Here is an 18,069-nt window from a genome sequence, read left to right on the forward strand (position 1 = left end):
AAGTATTGTCACTATCTATTATACAGATTTCTAAAATTAATTGTAGTAGCATTAGGAAAAATTAAGGTGTAAACTTTTAAAGTGTCAGGAAGGATATGATAAATTATGAATGAACAAGCATGTACGACGATCTTAGTAGGAAAGAAAGCCACGATCGATGGATCAACGATGATCGCGCGCAATGACGACACGTTTTTACCACTGACACCACAACGCTTTATCATGCAACCGGCAGTGCATGGTCGCCAAGAGATATGGCGCTCAACACAAAATGGGTTTGAAGCCCCACTGCCAGCTGATGGCTATCGAACGACGATGACACCCAATGTCGATGTTGAAGGGTTAGGCTACTTTGGTGAAAGTTCGATCAATGAGAAAAATGTTGCAATGTCAGCGACCGAATCTGTTTATGGTAATCCGTTAGCTCTAGCCCACGATCCCTTTGTCGAGGATGGTTTAGCTGAGGATTCCTTACAATCAATGGTCGCACCATTTATCGATTCAGCCCGGGAAGGCGTTTTATACTTAGGTAAATTGATCAAAAAATATGGTTCGCCTGAAGGTAATGGTGTTTTGTTCGCGGATAAAGATGAAGTTTGGTATATGGAGATCGTAACGGGACACCATTGGGCTGCAACGAAGATCCCCGATGATGCGTATGCGATCGCTGCCAATCAAGTTGCACAAGATTACATAGATTTTAATGACCCCCAAAACTATTTGTGGTCAGAAGGTTTACAAGAATTTGTAGAAAAATACCACTTGAATCCCGATAAGTCGACGTTTAATTTTAGAAAGATCTTTGGGACTGACAATGAAAAAGATCGGCATTACAATACGCCCCGGGTATGGTATGGTCAACGTTGCTTTAACCCAGAGATCGAACAAGATCCACAATCAAGTGATCTACCATTTATCTGCCGTTCTAAGCGGTTGTTGAAAGTTGAAGATCTGACATATGTTTTAGCTTCTCACTACAACGAAACTAAATACGATCCTTTGGGACATGGTAGTCAAGCTGATAAGCTCAAATTTCGCCCGATCTCATTGAACCGGACCCAAAATTCGCATGTTTTACAGATCAGAAATGATGTCCCAGCTAAAAATGCAGCCTTGATGTGGATCTGCTTTGGGGTCCCAACATTTACCCCATATGTGCCATTCTATACGAATGCGACTGATACTGATCCAAGCTGGAGCCAAACGCCATTGGATTATGATATCACCAGTGCTTATTGGATGTATCGGACGTTATCGATGCTGACTGAATCGCATTACACGCAATTTATACAAAAAAATCGCGATTATCTGATCCAAACACGTGAAGTTTTACACCGTTTGCTCAGTGAAGTCGACAATGGAGTAGCTGATTTAAACGGTGAAGAAGCAACGACCTATTTGACGAAGCAAAATTATCAGATCATGGCTAAAATGCGAGAGCTGACGATGAAAGCGATCGCTGATTGCATCACTGGCGGACTAGAATTATCCAAATTGACCTTCGATATGGATAAGAATCTTTAAAGTTGTGATATAAAATTTTGTAATTTGGAGACTTTTTGTGTAGAATGTTCACTGAGATTTAATTGGGGTGTGAAATAATGGAAATCAAAGTCAGTGATTTTATCACAACAGTCACAGAAGAAAAATTTAATCGAGATACGATCTTAGCTACACTTGCACAAGTTGAAGATCTAGGAATTGCAGATAGCTTAGCTCCGATCATGGAAAAGATGATGGACGCAATCAAGCAAGGTCAACTGGGACAAGCTGAGCTTTCGATCGAAGGTAGTGACGAACCGATCTATATCCGACTTGAGACGGGGATCATTAATTTACCCTTTGAGAATATCAATCGGGTCGCTAATTTCTTTGATGAGCCCGAGGCAGTAGTTCCAGTGAATGTCTATCTGGTAGTTGTTTCACCTGATTTGAATGTATCGGGGCTACATATTATGCAGATCTGTCCGGCAAGTGACTTCGCCAAAGGACAAGGCCAAGATGCTGTAATGGTCGCTGTCGCTGAAAGTCTAAAACAGATCCAAGAAAATAAAGCCCAAAAAGAAAAAGTACCAGCTGAATAAACTAAAGTTCCAAACTTCGAGCGGAGTTTGGAACTTTTTGATATAAAAGTAATTTAATAATAAAGTATCAGTTAGGTTAGTTTTTTATAATTTTATTTTGAGAGTAAAACCCAGTGATATCAAGTGATTTTTGCTGATGACAAATGTTTTTCAAAAAAATATTAAAAAATTTATTGACAAATTAAAGAAATAAAGATAATATCAAAGCAACAAAGATAACTAAATATTTAAAGACGTTGATGAGAAGAGTAGTCTGTTGGAGTAGATAGACAGAGACCCTCGGTTGCTGAAAAGGGGGATCGAAAGAAGAGATGAAGATGAGCTCGGAGTCTGATCGTTGGTGCAAGCTTGCGGTCCGTTTTAATGCGATATAATTTGAGACTACTGATTTAGAGTTAGTAGTTGATGAGTCTACTTTTGTGAAGAAGTAGAAAAATAAGGTGGTACCGCGAGTTTTCGTCCTTTTAGGGATGGAAGCTTTTTTTTTGCCCTAATTTTAAAATTAACGATGAGAAAGTAGTGATCAAATGATTGAATTTAAGCAAGTTTCAAAGACTTTTGCGACTGCCAGTGGTCAAGTTGATGCGGTCAAAAATGTTGACTTGACCATCAACGCGGGCGAAGTTTACGGGATCGTCGGTTTCTCTGGCGCCGGTAAGAGTACATTAGTCCGCATGTTGAATGGCTTGGAAACACCGACCAGTGGTGAAGTGATCATCAATGGTAAGCGGATCGACAATTTAAAAGGCAAAGAGTTACGTGATCAAAGAAAGAAGATCGGTATTATTTTTCAACATTTTAACCTCTTGTGGTCACGAACTGTTTTAGAAAATATTGAATTTCCGCTTGAATTAATAGGTGTCGCTAAAGAAGAACGCCACAAGAAAGCTAAGCATTTAGCAGATCTAGTTGGTTTAGGTGAACGGATCAACGCATATCCTTCCCAACTTTCTGGGGGCCAAAAGCAACGGGTCGGGATCGCACGTGCGTTAGCGACCGATCCAGACATTTTGATCTCGGATGAAGCGACCAGTGCGCTTGATCCTCAAACGACCGATGAAGTTTTAGATCTACTCGATGAGATCAATGAAAAACTTAATTTGACGATCGTGATCATCACCCATGAAATGCATGTTATCCGTCGTTTAGCCGATAAAGTTGCCGTGATGGAAAATGGCCAAGTGATCGAGGAAGGCCCCGTATCAGAAGTCTTCACACATCCAAAAGAAGAGTTGACCAAACGCTTTGTCAGTGCTGAAGTTGATACCAAACAAACAACTGATGTCAAACAAGTTGTCGCTAACTTGCTTGAGAAAAATCCACAAGGTAAGCTAGTTGAGCTCAAGTTCCACGGTCAACAAGTTGAACGCCCTGTGATCAATGAATTGAGTAAGAATTTCCCTGAACTAGAGATCAGTATCTTAGAGGGTTCGATCCATCAGTTAGCGGATAAAGGGACGATCGGTTCATTATTCGTTCAATTAGTGGGACCAGTTGAACAGATCAAAGAAGCGTTGACTTTATTAGAAAAACTTGAAGTGGAAGCGAAGGTGATCGAACATGGATAGTCAAGGTTTAGCATCATATTTTGAATTTAAAAATGTGAATTGGCCCGATCTTTGGGCCGCCACTTGGGAAACAGTCTGGATGACCGTTGTTTCGGTGGCAATTGTAGCAATTTTAGGATTGTTATTAGGTCTGTTGCTTTATGAAACATCAGATAGTAAGAGTTTTGCAGTTAGAGCTTTAAATTGGATCGTGGCATTGTTCGTCAATGTTTTCCGCTCGATCCCCTTTATCATCTTGATCGTCTTGTTACTCCCAGTTACTCAGGTAATTGTAGGGGCGATCACGGGTGCTAAAGCAGCGATCCCATCGTTAGTCATCTCAGCCGCTCCGTTTTATGCTCGCCTAGTTGAGTTAGCCTTCCATGAAGTTGATGGGGGCGTGATCGAAGCCGCTGATGCGATGGGAGCAACCAAATGGCAGATCGTTTACAAAGTTTTGATCCCTGAAAGTCTACCAGCTTTAGTTTCTGGGATCACAGTCACAGCGATCTCATTGATCGGATACACTGCTATGGCCGGTGCGATCGGAGCTGGTGGTTTAGGACAGTTAGCCTACACTGACGGGTTCCAATCTTACAACAATGCGATCACTTTAGCTGCTACAGCGGTGATCGTGGTCATCGTCTTTGTCTTCCAATATCTAGGCGACTTTTCAGTTCGCAAGATCGACAAGCGTTAGTTAGTAATTATAAAAAATAAACATTTATGGAGGAGATCACTATGAAAAAAGGTATCAAGCATTTATTAGGTATTACAGTTGCAGCCACAGCCCTACTTTTAGGGGTAGCCAACACAGCTAAAGCAGACACAACTTTGACCGTCGGGGCTTCAGCGGAACCACATGCTAAGATCTTAGAACATGTGAAACCTGAATTGAAAAAACAAGGCGTTGATCTAAAAGTTAAAGTTTTTAATGACTATATCTTGCCAAACAAGGCTTTAGCTAATAAAGAATTGGATGCTAACTACTTCCAACACGTACCATTTTTGGATAACTGGAACAAGAAAAATAAAGGGACTTTGATCAATGTTGGTAGTGTTCACCTTGAGCCGATCGGGGTCTACTCCAAGAAATATAAGAGTCTAAAAGACTTACCAAAGAACGCAACAGTTTATGTTTCAAGTAATGTGGCTGACTATGGTCGTGTCTTACAGATCTTTAAAGATGCTGGATTGATCACCTTGAAGAAAGGGACAAACTTGACGAGTGCAACCTTTGAAGATATCAAAACTAACAAGAAAAATATCAAGTTCAAGCACACATTTGAAGCTAAATTGATGCCTAAACTTTATGAATCAAACGAAGCTGATGCAACAGTCATCAATGCTAACTATGCAGTTCAAGCTGGGATCGATCCTACTAAGAAGGCGATCGCATTAGAAAAGAAGAATTCACCTTATGTAAATATCATTGCTGTTCGTAAGAGTGAAAAGAACAACAAAGCGGTCAAGAAATTAGTCAAAGTACTTCAATCCAAATCAACTCAAAAATGGATCGAAAAAGAATTTGACGGCGCTGTGATCCCAGCAACTAAATAATTGCCCTAAAGCACCTAGGTTTATTCGTCTAGGTGCTTTTTGTTTAAAAAAATGATATGATTATCTATAGTAGAAACGAGACTGGACTTTGACTGTTACTGTGATAGAGCTGTGGGAGCCAGAATCAAACAAGATAACTATTTTTTGAATGGAGATGGAGTTAATATGTCTAGTGGTCAGGCGATAACGAATCTGATCATCATCTTGATTGTTTTTTATTTTGCTGCTTTCTTTGTGGCGGCTGAGTTTGCGATCGTATCAGTACGTAAAAGTGCGATCGAAAGTGCGTTAGAGAATGGAGAAGGAAACCAACGGAAGCTTAAATTAGCCTTAAAGATGGTCACCAACATGAATGAGTATCTTTCAACGACCCAGGTCGGGATCTCGACAACAGGGATCATTTTAGGTTGGATCGGGGCTGATACCTTGACTAAGATCTTGACGGATGTTTTAGGTTTCATGCCGATCAACCATGCGACAACTGTGGCGATCAGTGCGATCTTAGGGGTCGTGATCTTAACGTATCTTGAAGTGGTCGTGACCGAGATCGTGCCTAAAAATATCAGTATCGATATGCCATTAAAAGTGATGATGTTCATTGTAACGCCACTGCATTACTTCCACGTGGCATTTTACCCATTTGTGTGGTTGCTGAACGCCTCAGCTTCCGGGATCGTGCGCTTAGTCGGATTAAAACCAGCTGGTGAAGGTCAGGATGTCTTATCGCAAAGTGAGATCTTGAGTATTTCACGTAATGCGGTGACTGGTGGTGCGATCGATAAAGATGATTTTGTATATATGCAACGTGCTTTTGAATTCAACGATAAGGTCGCTAAAGATATCATGGTCGACCGGACGAGTTTAGAGGTCGTTGATATCACAGATACAGTACATGATGTGATCGAAAAGTATCTGCATAAAAAGTATACGCGTTATCCAGTGGTCGCTAATAACGATAAGGATAAGATCTTGGGGTATGTCTATATCTATGATATGATCCGTCAAGCTCAAGTCGATGATACAGTTCGGGTAAGTAAATTGATGCGGACGATCATTACCGTCCCAGAGGTCACTCCGATCCAAAAATTACTGCAAAGTATGGTCCAAAAGCAAACACCGATCGTAGTTGTGTTAGACGAATACGGTGGAACTAGTGGGATCGTAACTGACCGTGATATCTATGAAGAACTATTTGGCACGGTGCGTGATGAAGCTGATGATGTGATCCAAGAAGATATCGTGGATAACCATGATGGGACCTATCGTGTTTCAGGGAAGACGACTCTTTATGATTTCCAACGCTTCTTTAATTTCTATACCAATGATTTCCAAGAAGCTGAAAGTGTAACGATCGCAGGTTATCTTTTGGAAAATTATAAAGTTGAATTGGGGACCGTCATTACGTTGGGCGACTTTGACATCAAAGTTACCGATTTTAGCCGAAACTATATCGAATGGATGGAAGTCAGCCCCCACCAAGAAACTGAAGAAAAAACCGAGAGTTAAACAATGAGAAGAGATCAAGGAAAAACTTGATTTCTTCTTTTTTAAAATCTAAAAAGTTGCTCAAAATATAGTTTGATGAGGTGATCTAATGATAAAAGTAGCAGCTGCTGTGATCGTTTCAGAGGGCAAGATCTTAGCTGCCAAGCGGAAAAATGAACGTCTTGGCGGAGGCTTTTGGGAATTCCCTGGTGGTAAACTCGAACCCGGAGAAACACCAAAGCAAGCTTGTCAAAGAGAAGTTGCCGAAGAACTAGGTGATCAGTGTGAAGTGTTGGAGCGGATCGATGTTTCCCGGCATTTTGAGACGCCGTATGGTGAGTTAGAGATCGATTTCTTTTGGACAAAACTAAAGACATATAATTTAAAATTGGTGGCTGCTAGTGAGTACCGGTGGTTGACACCAGAGCAACTGGAAAGTGTTACTTGGCTCAAGCCCTCTGAACCAGTTCTAGAGGTCATCAAACAAACAGATCTGAGGAAATTTGAATGAGTGAAGAATTTAAAAATGCGATCTTAGCTGGTTTATATGACAGCAAATATGCACCTAAGTTAGATGGGCCAGTGCCTAAATTATTGACTAATCAACCGACCGAGACATTGTGGAGTCACTTACAACAAGAATTATTGACGTGTGATCATTTTGTCCTAGCGCCAGCCTTTTTGACCGTTGATATGTTAGTGCCACTAAAAGCTGTTTTGGCCCGTATAGCCAAAAAAGGTGTGACCGGAACGATCTTAACGGCTGATTATTTGGGATTCAATGCGCCCGCTGTGTTTACGGAGCTGTTGAAGTTACCCAATGTTACGACTAAGATCGTGACTAAGGAAGCTTTCCATATGAAAGGTTATTTCTTTTGGCATGGTCCACAGCAAACAGCTTACGTAGGAAGTGCTAATTTTACGCGAAATGCTTTATTGAAAAACTGTGAATTGACTTTACGGGTGACTAGTGCAGAACAAGCTGATTTTACGCAACAATTAGCGCAGATCTTGAAGCGACTAGCTGAAGATGCAATTGATCTGACTACTGACTGGATCGTAGCTTATCAAGCACGCTACCGTCCACCAGTGAGACCAGCTGCTACCAAAAAAGAAAAACTGCTACCTAATCGAATGCAAAAAGAAGCATTACTGCAATTGGCTAATTTACGAGCTCAGGGCAGTACTAAGGGGTTAGTCGTTTCAGCTACGGGAACGGGGAAGACTTACTTAGGTGCTTTTGATGTTAAAGCTTATGCCCCTAAGCGCTTTTTGTATGTCGTTCATCGTGAACAGATCTTAGAAAAGACCAAAGCTAGTTTTCAAAAAGTCATCGGCGGTCCAGCCAGTGATTTTGGCACATATTCTGGTAAAAAGCATGAAACTGAGGCTAAATATTTATTTGCTACAGTCCAATCACTGGCTAAAGACGAAGCCTTAGCTCAATTTTTGCCGACTGAGTTTGATTACATCTTGTTTGATGAAGCCCATCATTTAGGGGCACCTATTTTTCAAAAAGTGATGGATCATTTTACGCCGGCCTTTTGCTTAGGGATGACCGCAACGCCAGAACGCATGGATGATTTCAATGTGTATCGTAGCTTTGATTACAATCTAGCCTATGAGATCTCATTGGATGAAGCTTTGACGGCTGAATTATTATGTCCATTTGACTATGTAGGTGTGACTGACTATGAATATGAAGGCGAAATGATCACCGAAAAGACACCGCTCAAGCAGTTAGCTGCACCTGAGCGTGTTGCCCATATTCTAAAGCAATTAGAATATTATGGTAGTACTAAAAGTCGGGGGGGCTTAGTTTTTTGCAGCCGCCAACAAGAAGCAAGAGCGCTGGCCGAAGCCTTTACAGCTGCTGGGTATCCGAGTCAAGCCTTGACCAATGAAGATAGTGTTGCTAAAAGAGATCAAGCCGTTGCCCGCTTAGAAAGGGGTGCCGTAAAATATTTGATCTCAGTTGATATCTTCAATGAAGGGATCGATATTCCCTGTGTCGATCAGATAATTTTGTTACGCGATACGCGTTCAAAGATCGTCTTTACCCAACAATTGGGCCGGGGATTGAGATTATTTCCCGGGAAAACGAGCGCATTGATCTTAGATTTTATCGGTAACTACCAAAACAACTATCTGATCCCCCAAGCTTTGACAAATGATCGTTCTTTGAATAAAGATCGTTTGGTCACTGACTTAAAAGAGCAGGTCGTCTATGGCCTATCCACGATCAATTTTGATGAGATCGCCTATCAAAAGATCTTAGCTGTGATCGCTAGAACTAAACTTGATTCACTTAAGCACCTAAAAGAAGCTTATTTTGAATTATCCCAAAAATTAGGGCGCATACCGATGCGACGCGATTTTTATCAGAGCAGTCAACTAGATCCGCAGATTTTTACGCAAGGTAACACCTTAGTCAGCTATGCCGATTTTTTGGATAAGCTAGGTGTAAAGCAAGAACTATCGCATTACGCTAAACAAGTTATCGCTTTTCTAGAAAAAGAATTGATGAATGGAATGCGTAAACATGAACTATTGCTGTTACAACAATTATTGATAGCCGAAGTGACGCAAGCTGACTATTGCGAACGCTTGACTAAAGCGGGATGCTATGTGGATGATGCGGTCTTGGACTCGGTAAATGCGATCTTGTCACTGCGCTTTTTTGAAGTCAAAGCAGGCAAGAAATTACGCTCTGAAACCTATGGTGCTAAACCTTTGATCGTACTTGAACAAGGTAAATATCGTCTAAGTAGCGCATTTAGTGAAGCATTGTTGCAGCCAGCATTTAAACAACACGTTGTAGATATTATTGAAACGGGGCTTTTGCTGAGTCAAGCTTATCAGGCGCAAAAGCGTTTTACACTGTATCAAAAATATACGCGTAAAGATGTATGTCGCTTGTTAGATTGGCCTAAGGATATCAGTGCCCCGCTCTATGGTTATCGTGTGGTCGATGATGTGTGCCCGATATTTATCACCTACCAAAAAGAAAAGCAGGGTTATCAAAATGTCTTGACGGATGACCGTGCGATCCGCTGGTATACGCGAAGCCCTAGATCATTAGCGTCAAAAGAGGTAAAAGAACTTTTAGCAGGTGTTAAAACTGGGGACCCATATGTTAAGTTGCCACTCTTTATCAAGCCAAGTGATGCTTTTGGTGCTGAATTTTACTATGTGGGGGAAGCTAAGATCATCGCTAAAAGTGTACGCGAAGTTGAACTAGGTACTAAAAATAAACCTAAAAAAGCAGTGGCGATGGATCTGCTCTTTGAACAGCCACTGCCGCTTGAAATGCTGGAAAAACTCCAGGCGTTTCCAGTAGATCCCGAAGATTAGAAAAAAATTTCGGTAAAATTAAAGATTTTTCCAAAAAATAAGGTGAGAAAAACTTGCAATTGTAAAGATTTTTTTGTAAATTATAATACAATATAATAATTTAAAACAAAGGAGAGTTTACGATGTCCAATTGGGATACTAAGTTTACAAAAAAAGGTTTAACGTTTGATGACGTGTTATTGATACCGGCAGAAAGTAATGTTTTGCCAAATGAGGTCGATTTGAGTGTTCAGCTCGCAAAAAATTTGAAATTAAATATCCCAATCATCAGTGCTGGTATGGATACAGTTACTGAATCTTCAATGGCGATCGCAATGGCTCGCCAAGGTGGTTTAGGTGTTATCCATAAAAATATGACGATCGAACAACAAGCAGATGAAGTCAACAAGGTAAAACGCTCTGAAAGTGGCGTTATCATTGATCCATTCTTCTTGACACCAAAGCACACGGTAGCTGAAGCTGAAGGCTTGATGGCTAAGTATCGTATCAGCGGGGTGCCGATCGTTGAATCCATGGATAGTCGTAAATTCTGTGGGATCATCACAAACCGTGACATTCGTTTTGTGTCTGATCACAATGTTGAGATCGGTGCAGTTATGACCAAGGGCAACTTGATCACTGCACCAGAGGGAACCTCTTTAGAAAAAGCTGAAGCGATCTTACAACAACATAAGATCGAAAAATTACCGATCGTCAATGAAGCTGGCGAATTAACTGGTTTGATCACGATCAAGGATATCGAAAAAGTGGTCGAATTCCCAGATGCCGCTAAAGATGAACATGGGCGTTTGTTAGTTGCTGCCGCTGTGGGGGTAACAAGTGATACATTTGAACGTGCAACTGCATTATTGAATGCTGGGGCTGATGCTTTAGTCATTGATACAGCTCATGGCCATTCAGCTGGTGTTATCCGCAAGATCAAAGAGATCAGAGAACATTTCCCAGATGCAACTTTGATCGCCGGAAACGTAGCTACTGCTGAAGCCACACGTGCATTGTTTGATGTCGGTGTTGATGTCGTTAAAGTTGGTATCGGACCAGGCTCTATCTGTACAACACGTATCGTTGCCGGGGTCGGTGTTCCACAATTAACAGCGATCTATGATGCTGCTAGTGTAGCGCGTGAATATGGTAAAACGATCATTGCTGACGGTGGTATCAAGTATTCAGGTGAGATCGTCAAAGCGATCGCCGCTGGTGGGAATGCTGTTATGTTAGGTTCAATGTTAGCCGGAACTGATGAAGCACCCGGTGAAACGATCATCTACGAAGGTCGTCGTTTCAAGACATATCGTGGTATGGGTAGCTTAGGCGCAATGGATTCAACACACGGTTCATCTGATCGTTACTTCCAAAGTGGGGTCAATGAAGCTAACAAGTTAGTTCCAGAAGGGATCAAAGGCCGTGTTGCTTATAAAGGTAGCGTAGCCGATATTATCTACCAAATGGATGGTGGTCTACGTGCTGGTATGGGTTACGTAGGCGCAGCTGACTTGAAAGATCTAAACGACAATGCTCAATTTGTTCAGATCACAGGTGCTGGATTACGTGAATCACATCCACACGATGTTCAGATCACAAAAGAAGCGCCAAACTATTCAACTCGTTAATTTAAAAGCCTAAAAAAAACGCCGTTACTGGCGTTTTTTTTAGGCTTATTTTTTTTGAACTAATTGTCCGTCCGTCAGTTCATAGATCTTGTCGGCTTGTTCGATCAAGCGAAGATCATGCGTTACAGTAATGACGGCTTTATTTTGTTGCTTAGCTAAGGCTTGTAAGATCGTACCAACTTTTTTGACGCGCTGACTATCGAGCGCAGCCGTTGGTTCATCGGCTAAAACGATCTCCGGGTCAGTGTAGAGCGCCCGGGCGATCGCAGCGCGTTGACTTTGACCACCGGAAAGTTCATTGGGATATTTATCTTTGAGTTCAGCGATCTCAAGGTGAGCTAACAGCCGTTCAAGTTCGGCTGGACTTAGATTGCCCGTCTTTTTGACGCGATCGACCAGTTCAAACTGTTCTTTGAGCGTTAAATAAGGAACGAGATTATGAGCTTGTAAAACAAAACCGATCTGATTCAGGCGGAGTTGTTCTCTTTCTTTGTTGCTATAGGCAGCGATCTCTTTTCCATTGATCAAAACAGAGCCACTACTAGGACTTAAAATGTTACCGGCAATTGTTAAAAAAGTACTTTTCCCTGAACCAGAAGGCCCTAAGATCAAGACAAATTCACCTTTATCAGCTGAAAAATCGATATCTTTAAGGGCATGAACTTTAGCTGAACCACTGCCAAAATATTTGTTAACATTTTTAAATTCAATTACTGACATAAAATCAACCTCCGATCGCTTGGGCTGGATCGATCCGCAAGATCGCTCTGACTGGGATCAAGGAACCCAAAACTGATGTTAAAACGAGTCCGACAGAAACTAGACTTAAGAATTTTAGATCAAAAGTCATCGGAACATTTGCTGGGATCACCAGGGCGGTAGCTAAGGTCAGCAAAGCTCCAATGATCAAGCCTGTAACGACTAAGATAAAAGATTGCCCGATCGTATTTTGGATTAAGACTTTGTTAGCGATCCCTTGGACCCGCAAGACTGCGTAGTTGGGGAGTTTTTGGATCGTGATGATATATAAGAAAACGGCGATCACGATCAAAGAGATGATCATCAAAAAAGCGATCATAAAGGTAAAAGTGCTATTTTGAGCACTGTAGCCAGGTAATTTATCGATCAAAGCTTGTTGTGTGGCCACTTGCAGTTGCGGATCAGTGACTTTAAAATCAGGATCTTTGGATAAGACCCCGCTGGCAGCAAAGTTAGGACCAACGTTTTTTAGTTCAGACCAAGCAGTTAGTGAACCATAGACAACGGGTAAAACATTTAACTTGGCATTTTTTATAAAGCCAGTGATCGTATAGGGTGTTGTTTGGGAGTTGAAATATACTTTATCTCCAAGTTTATAGCCGTCATTTTTGAAACTATCATCGACGACGACTTCTTGCTTAGTTTTGGGAAGATGCCCCGAGCTTGCTTTTAATTGTTGATAGACGAACTGAGATCTCTCTAGCCCAACAAATGTAGCCGAGAGTTTTTGGCGTCCCTTTTCTTTGACAATGATGGGGGCTTGTCCGATCACGGCTTCATTTTTAGTCAATTTAAGTTCGTTTATCTGCTCTTTTGTGAGCAGTGACTGACGCAAATTGACATCGGCATCACGGTTCAAGGCGATCTTTTCAAAATCCCAACTTTTGATCGCATAAGTATTTTCGTGCGCCAATCCGAGCGCAAGACTGGTCAGGATAAAGACGAGATAGCTGATCAAAACGACCATCGCGATGATCAATGAATAACGGATCTTTTCATGTTTGATCTCTTTTAGTGCTAGATACATAGTGAAACTTCCTTTCTTAGTTATCTAGGGGAGAAAGCAAGGCAATGCTTTTCTCCAAGCGCTCAAGATAGAGTTCTTTATTTTGCGGATCATTTAAGGCTTCTCTTAAGGCTTGATGGCTCAAAGTCGCTAACGCCCAGCGAGTAGCAGAAAGGCTAGGGTCGGCAAAAGCTAAAGGTAATTCATTTACAGTCAAATGTAACTTGAGCAGATCGTAATAGGGGCTTTTTAGTGAAGCCGTGATAAAAGCGCGCGTTGCGTTGAGGAGCGCTTGCGGTGAACTTGACTTAAGATCGGCATGGATATCAACTAGCGCTAAGTGGTAAAGATAGTCATAAGCTTCGTTTAAGTCAGTGAAATATTTGTAAAAAGCCCCGCGCGCGATCTGAGCATCTTTGACGATCCGGGCGACTTGGGCGTCTTTTAGTGGATAAGTGGAAAATTCCGTCAAGAGAGCAGCATTGATGCGCTCTTTTTTTTCAGGGGCAAGATTTTTGAATGTCGGTGAAACCATAGTGTACCTCCTTAAAAGTATAAAAGTAATTTACGCTCTAAGCATAACAATAAAGTGACACGTTGTCAACGTTGGGTAAAATAAAAAAGCTATGTCGCAACATAACTTTTGAAAAACTAGATCCCAAATGTCCCACCGTGAACTTTAACAACGTTTGAAGCGATGATAAAAGCATCGGGATCAATATCATGGATCGCAGCTAGTAATGGGCCGTAGCTTTGATTGTCGATGACCGCCATCAATAATTCTTTTTCGTTAGCTGAATAACCACCACGAACATTGAAGATCGTCATGGCATGGTCTTCAGATTCGAGCATTTTTTTGATCTCAGGGAGTTTAGTTTGACTCATCACTTGGATCTGATATTTGTGGTCAAGACCAGCTTCGGTATAACGCATGACGATCGAGGTGATGACCAGTGAAAATGAAGCCATGAAAAAGGCATTCAAACCGGAAACAAAGATATTAAAAAAGGTGACTAGCATATCGATCGCTAAAAGTGAAAACGCAGGATTGATATGGAAATACTTTTTAAAGATCATCGGTGGAACAGTTGTCCCGCCACTGGAAGCGTTGATCCGATAAAGGGCAGCTACCCCGAGCGCAAAGACGGCTCCGCCAACGATCACGGCTAATAGATTATCTTCAATTATCTTTTGACTGGGAGTGATATACATTAACAGTGGTAAAAGGAAACTACCATAGATGATATTTTTAACAGTCTTTTTGTCGAGCAATAACCAAGCAGCTAAGATCATCAGTAAATTGATGAGTAAAACTGTCAACGAGCGATTGATCCCAAAAGCAGCGTCTAACAAGATCGCAAGTCCCGTTGCTCCACCGGCCGCAATATTGATCGGGGCATAGAAGAAGTTGACTGAAATGGCAATCAATTCTAGCGCAATGACTAAAACGAGCCAATAAAACCAAGGTGTTTGGACTAATCTTTTTTTCACGAATATTCCCCCGTATTTATTTGATAATATAAGTTTAACGTATTCAAGAAAAAATAGCTATATTTTTTAAAATATAAATTTTTGTTGCTTTATTTCTAAGCGTAAGTCGCCTGGTGGAAAGGTAAATGTTTCTCCATTAACTTGAATGATCTGGGGGGCAGTAGTGGTCAGTTCAAGCTGTTTAGTTGTATAGAAGCTAAGTGAGCGGGCCTGAAGATGATAAGTTCCGGGTAAAAGCATCAATAAAAAGATGCTTAAGAAATTTAATAAATTCTTTTTTTCGATCACGACCAAGGTAAGGTTTCCATCATCTAATCGTGCTTTGGGGAAAAGCGCAACACCACCGCCAAAATACGCTTGATCAGTGATCGTACACAAAAAGGCATGTGAAAAATTTTTAGCTGGAAAATCCGGCGATACCACCGTTACTTCGAATGCTTTTTGGCATCTGAGCGCTTTGAAAAAACAAGCAGCATAGGCGAATTTACCTAAGTGTAATTTATTTAGCTGCTTTTTTAAACGTGAATTATTCGTCATTTCGACGATCCGGGCATCAAAGCCAAGCCCTAAATTATTTGAGAAAACACCAGTATGATTTGAAGTCTTAAAGTATCCTAGATCAAGCGTATGGGGCGTTTTTTGAGCTAAGAGCTGAGCTAAAGATTTGTTGGGGTCGGTAGAGATCTGAGCGGCTTTGGCAAAATCGTTGCCAGAGCCACAGGGGATGTATCCTAAAGTAACATCTAATTTGGTGGGAAAGGCTACGGCATTTAAGGCGTGATAAAGCGTACCATCACCACCTAAGATCACAAAGATAGTAGTTGGCTTTAGCTGTGCTTGCCGGCGTAGGTGCTGTTTTAGATCTGTACTTGATGTGGTCAAATAGTAGCTATACTTTACATTTAGTTGGTGTAATTGCTTTTGTATTTTAGGCCAACTTTTCCGAGCGCGTCCATTGCCAGCACAGGGGTTGATAATAAAATGATACATAAAAAGCCTCCAAATTAAGGTTCTTGATAAGTATACCTTAATTTGGAGGCTCAATGTTTATTTTTTATCTTTCAATAAATCACGAATTTCAGATAAAAGTTCGATCTCTGGTTCTGGACCAGTCTCTTCAACTTCTTCTTCGACTTTCTTAGGCATAACTTTATTGACTGCTTTAACGATCAAGAAGACAACAAAAGCAATGATCAAGAAGTTGATCACGGCGTTCAAGAAGACACCAAATTTGAAGGTCGTACCGCCGATCGCAAGTTGAAGATCAGAAAGGTTGATCTTACCGAGGAATAACCCGATAAACGGATTGATCAAGTTAGTAACAAGTGAGTTAACGATTGCAGTAAATGCGCTACCGATGATAACCCCGACAGCTAAGTCTAAAACATTACCTCGGCCAATAAATTCTTTAAATTCCTTTAACATTAATTTCACCTCCAGTACAAATTGGTTGCAATCAAGATATTTTTAAGTTTAGCTAATATATCTAAATAAAACAAGCTAAAAGCCTTGAAAAAATTCAGTTTTTTTGAAAAATTCAACTTTTGTCTGGAGTGAATTATGTATAGATGCAAAAATATAACAAATTAGTTTTTAAACTTTAATATGAGTTTAATTTGGGGAATAGGACTTGAATTTTAAATATACATTAGGGTAGAATTAGAAATAGAATTTGAGCAGCAGAAAGTCAAACGTAGATGCCACCAAATACTACGATCTTCAAGAAAGGAAAAACTATTAAAGTCTTTCAAAATACAGTAATGTATTTTTCTACGTTTATTTAATAGTAGGGATAAGAGATGGGATATGTCGATGAAGTTTTAGCACGTGTAGCAAAGCAAAATCCAGAACAAGCTGAGTTCAAGCAGGCGGTCGAAGAGGTTTTAGAATCGCTTCGACCAGTGATCGAGCGCGACGAGGAAAAGTATCGTAAGCAAGCGATCTTGGAACGTTTGACCACCCCTGATCGGCAATTGCTTTTCCGGGTCGCTTGGGTCGATGATGCAGGTCAAACACAAGTCAATAATGCATATCGAGTTCAATTCAACAATGCGATCGGACCATATAAGGGTGGTTTACGGTTGCACCCTTCAGTTGACCTAAGTATCATCAAGTTTTTGGGCTTTGAACAGATCTTTAAAAATGCTTTGACTGGCTTACCAATTGGTGGCGGTAAAGGTGGGTGTGACTTTGATCCTAAGGGAAAATCAGACCGCGAGATCATGGCATTTTGTCAAAGCTTTATGACTGAACTAGCTAAATATATCGGGGCTGATATGGACGTACCAGCTGGTGATATCGGAACTGGGGCACGTGAGATCGGCTATCTTTTCGGCCAATACAAGCGCTTAAAGGGTGTCTATGAAGGTGTCTTGACGGGCAAAGGACTCGAATACGGTGGTTCTTTAGCCCGAACAGAAGCGACAGGTTACGGTTTATTGTATTTGGTCGATGAATTACTAAAAGATCACGATCAAAGTCTACGTGGTAAAACAGTAACTGTTTCAGGTGCCGGTAATGTGGCGATCTATGCGATCAAGAAAGCGCAAGAACTTGGCGCTAAGGTTGTAACTTGTTCAGATTCGACCGGTTGGGTCCATGATCCAGCGGGGATCGATGTCGCTTTATTACAAGAAGTAAAAGAAGTTAAACGGGCGCGTTTGACAGAATATGTGGCCAAGCGTGCTTCGGCTAAATATCATGAGGGACATGGTGTTTGGAGCGTTAAAGCTGATGTAGCGCTACCGTGTGCGACCCAAAATGAATTACATTTGGCTGACGCAAAACAGTTAGTCGAAAATGGGGTCCTAGCTGTGGCAGAAGGGGCTAACATGCCAACGACCTTAGAAGCAACAAAATACTTACAAGAGCATGGTGTTTTATTTGTTCCTGGTAAAGCGGCTAATGCTGGTGGAGTCGCTGTTTCAGCGCTGGAAATGAGCCAAAACTCAGAACGTTTGAGTTGGACCTTTGAACAGACGGATGAAAAATTAAAAGAGATCATGCAAAAGATCTATCAAAATATCAAACAGGCTGCTAAAGAATACGGCTATGAAGATGATTTTGTTTTGGGAGCTAATATTGCGGGCTTCAAGAAAGTCGCTACAGCAATGGAAGCACAAGGTATCTATTAATGAAACGATAGCTTATAAATACAGCAAACGAGGGGCCCA

General features: G+C 41.2%; 16 protein-coding genes. 10 read left to right on the top strand and 6 right to left on the bottom strand.

Translation table 11 applies throughout. From position 1 onward, the window contains the following. Positions 1–105 precede the first annotated feature (105 nt). The 9 genes from ABT996_RS07050 to guaB all read left to right on the top strand — a co-directional run bounded on the left by ABT996_RS07050 (position 106) and on the right by guaB (position 11,640). The gene (locus ABT996_RS07050; protein WP_035448442.1) at positions 106–1,524 is read left to right on the top strand and encodes a C69 family dipeptidase; all 1,419 of its coding nucleotides are present in this window, start codon (positions 106–108) and stop codon (positions 1,522–1,524) included. A 77-nt stretch (positions 1,525–1,601) separates the two neighbouring features. After that, positions 1,602–2,084, top strand: a complete 483-nt coding sequence (locus ABT996_RS07055; protein WP_035448440.1) for a hypothetical protein — start codon at positions 1,602–1,604, stop codon at positions 2,082–2,084. A gap of 527 nt (positions 2,085–2,611) precedes the next feature. Further along, the gene (locus ABT996_RS07060) at positions 2,612–3,652 is read left to right on the top strand and encodes a methionine ABC transporter ATP-binding protein (RefSeq protein WP_010688485.1); all 1,041 of its coding nucleotides are present in this window, start codon (positions 2,612–2,614) and stop codon (positions 3,650–3,652) included. Next, positions 3,645–4,331, top strand: coding sequence for a methionine ABC transporter permease (locus tag ABT996_RS07065; RefSeq protein WP_010688483.1), 687 nt, complete (start codon positions 3,645–3,647; stop codon positions 4,329–4,331). Before ABT996_RS07060 ends, ABT996_RS07065 begins: the two co-directional genes overlap by 8 nt. 41 nt (positions 4,332–4,372) lie before the next feature. Then, entirely contained in the window at positions 4,373–5,191 is an 819-nt protein-coding gene (locus tag ABT996_RS07070) for a MetQ/NlpA family ABC transporter substrate-binding protein (RefSeq protein WP_035448438.1), read from the top strand. 165 nt (positions 5,192–5,356) lie between these two features. Continuing rightward, on the top strand, positions 5,357–6,697 hold the full coding sequence (locus ABT996_RS07075) for a hemolysin family protein (protein WP_035448436.1): 1,341 nt from the start codon (positions 5,357–5,359) through the stop codon (positions 6,695–6,697). Positions 6,698–6,785: 88 nt separating this feature from the next. Next, a complete protein-coding gene (locus ABT996_RS07080; protein WP_005917899.1) occupies positions 6,786–7,187 on the top strand; it encodes a (deoxy)nucleoside triphosphate pyrophosphohydrolase in 402 nt (133 codons plus the stop codon). Next, a complete protein-coding gene (locus ABT996_RS07085) occupies positions 7,184–10,030 on the top strand; it encodes a DUF3427 domain-containing protein (RefSeq protein WP_035448434.1) in 2,847 nt (948 codons plus the stop codon). Before ABT996_RS07080 ends, ABT996_RS07085 begins: the two co-directional genes overlap by 4 nt. A 122-nt stretch (positions 10,031–10,152) precedes the next feature. After that, a complete protein-coding gene (guaB, locus tag ABT996_RS07090) occupies positions 10,153–11,640 on the top strand; it encodes an IMP dehydrogenase (RefSeq protein WP_035448432.1) in 1,488 nt (495 codons plus the stop codon). A 45-nt stretch (positions 11,641–11,685) separates the two neighbouring features. On the opposite strand, the gene ABT996_RS07095 is transcribed toward guaB, so the two are convergent. From ABT996_RS07095 to mscL, 6 genes are all read right to left on the bottom strand, one after another. Continuing rightward, positions 11,686–12,360: an ABC transporter ATP-binding protein gene (locus ABT996_RS07095; RefSeq protein WP_035448429.1), complete on the bottom strand. Its 675-nt coding sequence runs from the start codon at positions 12,358–12,360 to the stop codon at positions 11,686–11,688. Positions 12,361–12,364: 4 nt separating this feature from the next. Continuing rightward, entirely contained in the window at positions 12,365–13,426 is a 1,062-nt protein-coding gene (locus tag ABT996_RS07100; RefSeq protein ID WP_010688474.1) for an ABC transporter permease, read from the bottom strand. Between the two features lie 16 nt (positions 13,427–13,442). After that, positions 13,443–13,940, bottom strand: a complete 498-nt coding sequence (locus ABT996_RS07105; protein WP_010688472.1) for a TetR/AcrR family transcriptional regulator — start codon at positions 13,938–13,940, stop codon at positions 13,443–13,445. 116 nt (positions 13,941–14,056) lie between these two features. Next, positions 14,057–14,896: a YitT family protein gene (locus tag ABT996_RS07110; protein ID WP_035448427.1), complete on the bottom strand. Its 840-nt coding sequence runs from the start codon at positions 14,894–14,896 to the stop codon at positions 14,057–14,059. Between the two features lie 66 nt (positions 14,897–14,962). Next, a complete protein-coding gene (locus ABT996_RS07115; protein WP_035448425.1) occupies positions 14,963–15,886 on the bottom strand; it encodes a diacylglycerol/lipid kinase family protein in 924 nt (307 codons plus the stop codon). Between the two features lie 57 nt (positions 15,887–15,943). Next, a complete protein-coding gene (gene mscL / locus ABT996_RS07120) occupies positions 15,944–16,321 on the bottom strand; it encodes a large-conductance mechanosensitive channel protein MscL (protein ID WP_035448423.1) in 378 nt (125 codons plus the stop codon). Between the two features lie 374 nt (positions 16,322–16,695). Between mscL and gdhA the strand changes: the two genes are divergently transcribed. Beyond that, positions 16,696–18,030: an NADP-specific glutamate dehydrogenase gene (gene gdhA, locus ABT996_RS07125; protein ID WP_035448421.1), complete on the top strand. Its 1,335-nt coding sequence runs from the start codon at positions 16,696–16,698 to the stop codon at positions 18,028–18,030. The last annotated feature ends 39 nt before the right edge of the window (positions 18,031–18,069 follow it).

Source organism: Ligilactobacillus sp. RTP31139st1_D10_RTP31139_211217 (genome assembly GCF_040226755.1).
Lineage (GTDB): Bacteria > Bacillota > Bacilli > Lactobacillales > Lactobacillaceae > Ligilactobacillus > Ligilactobacillus animalis.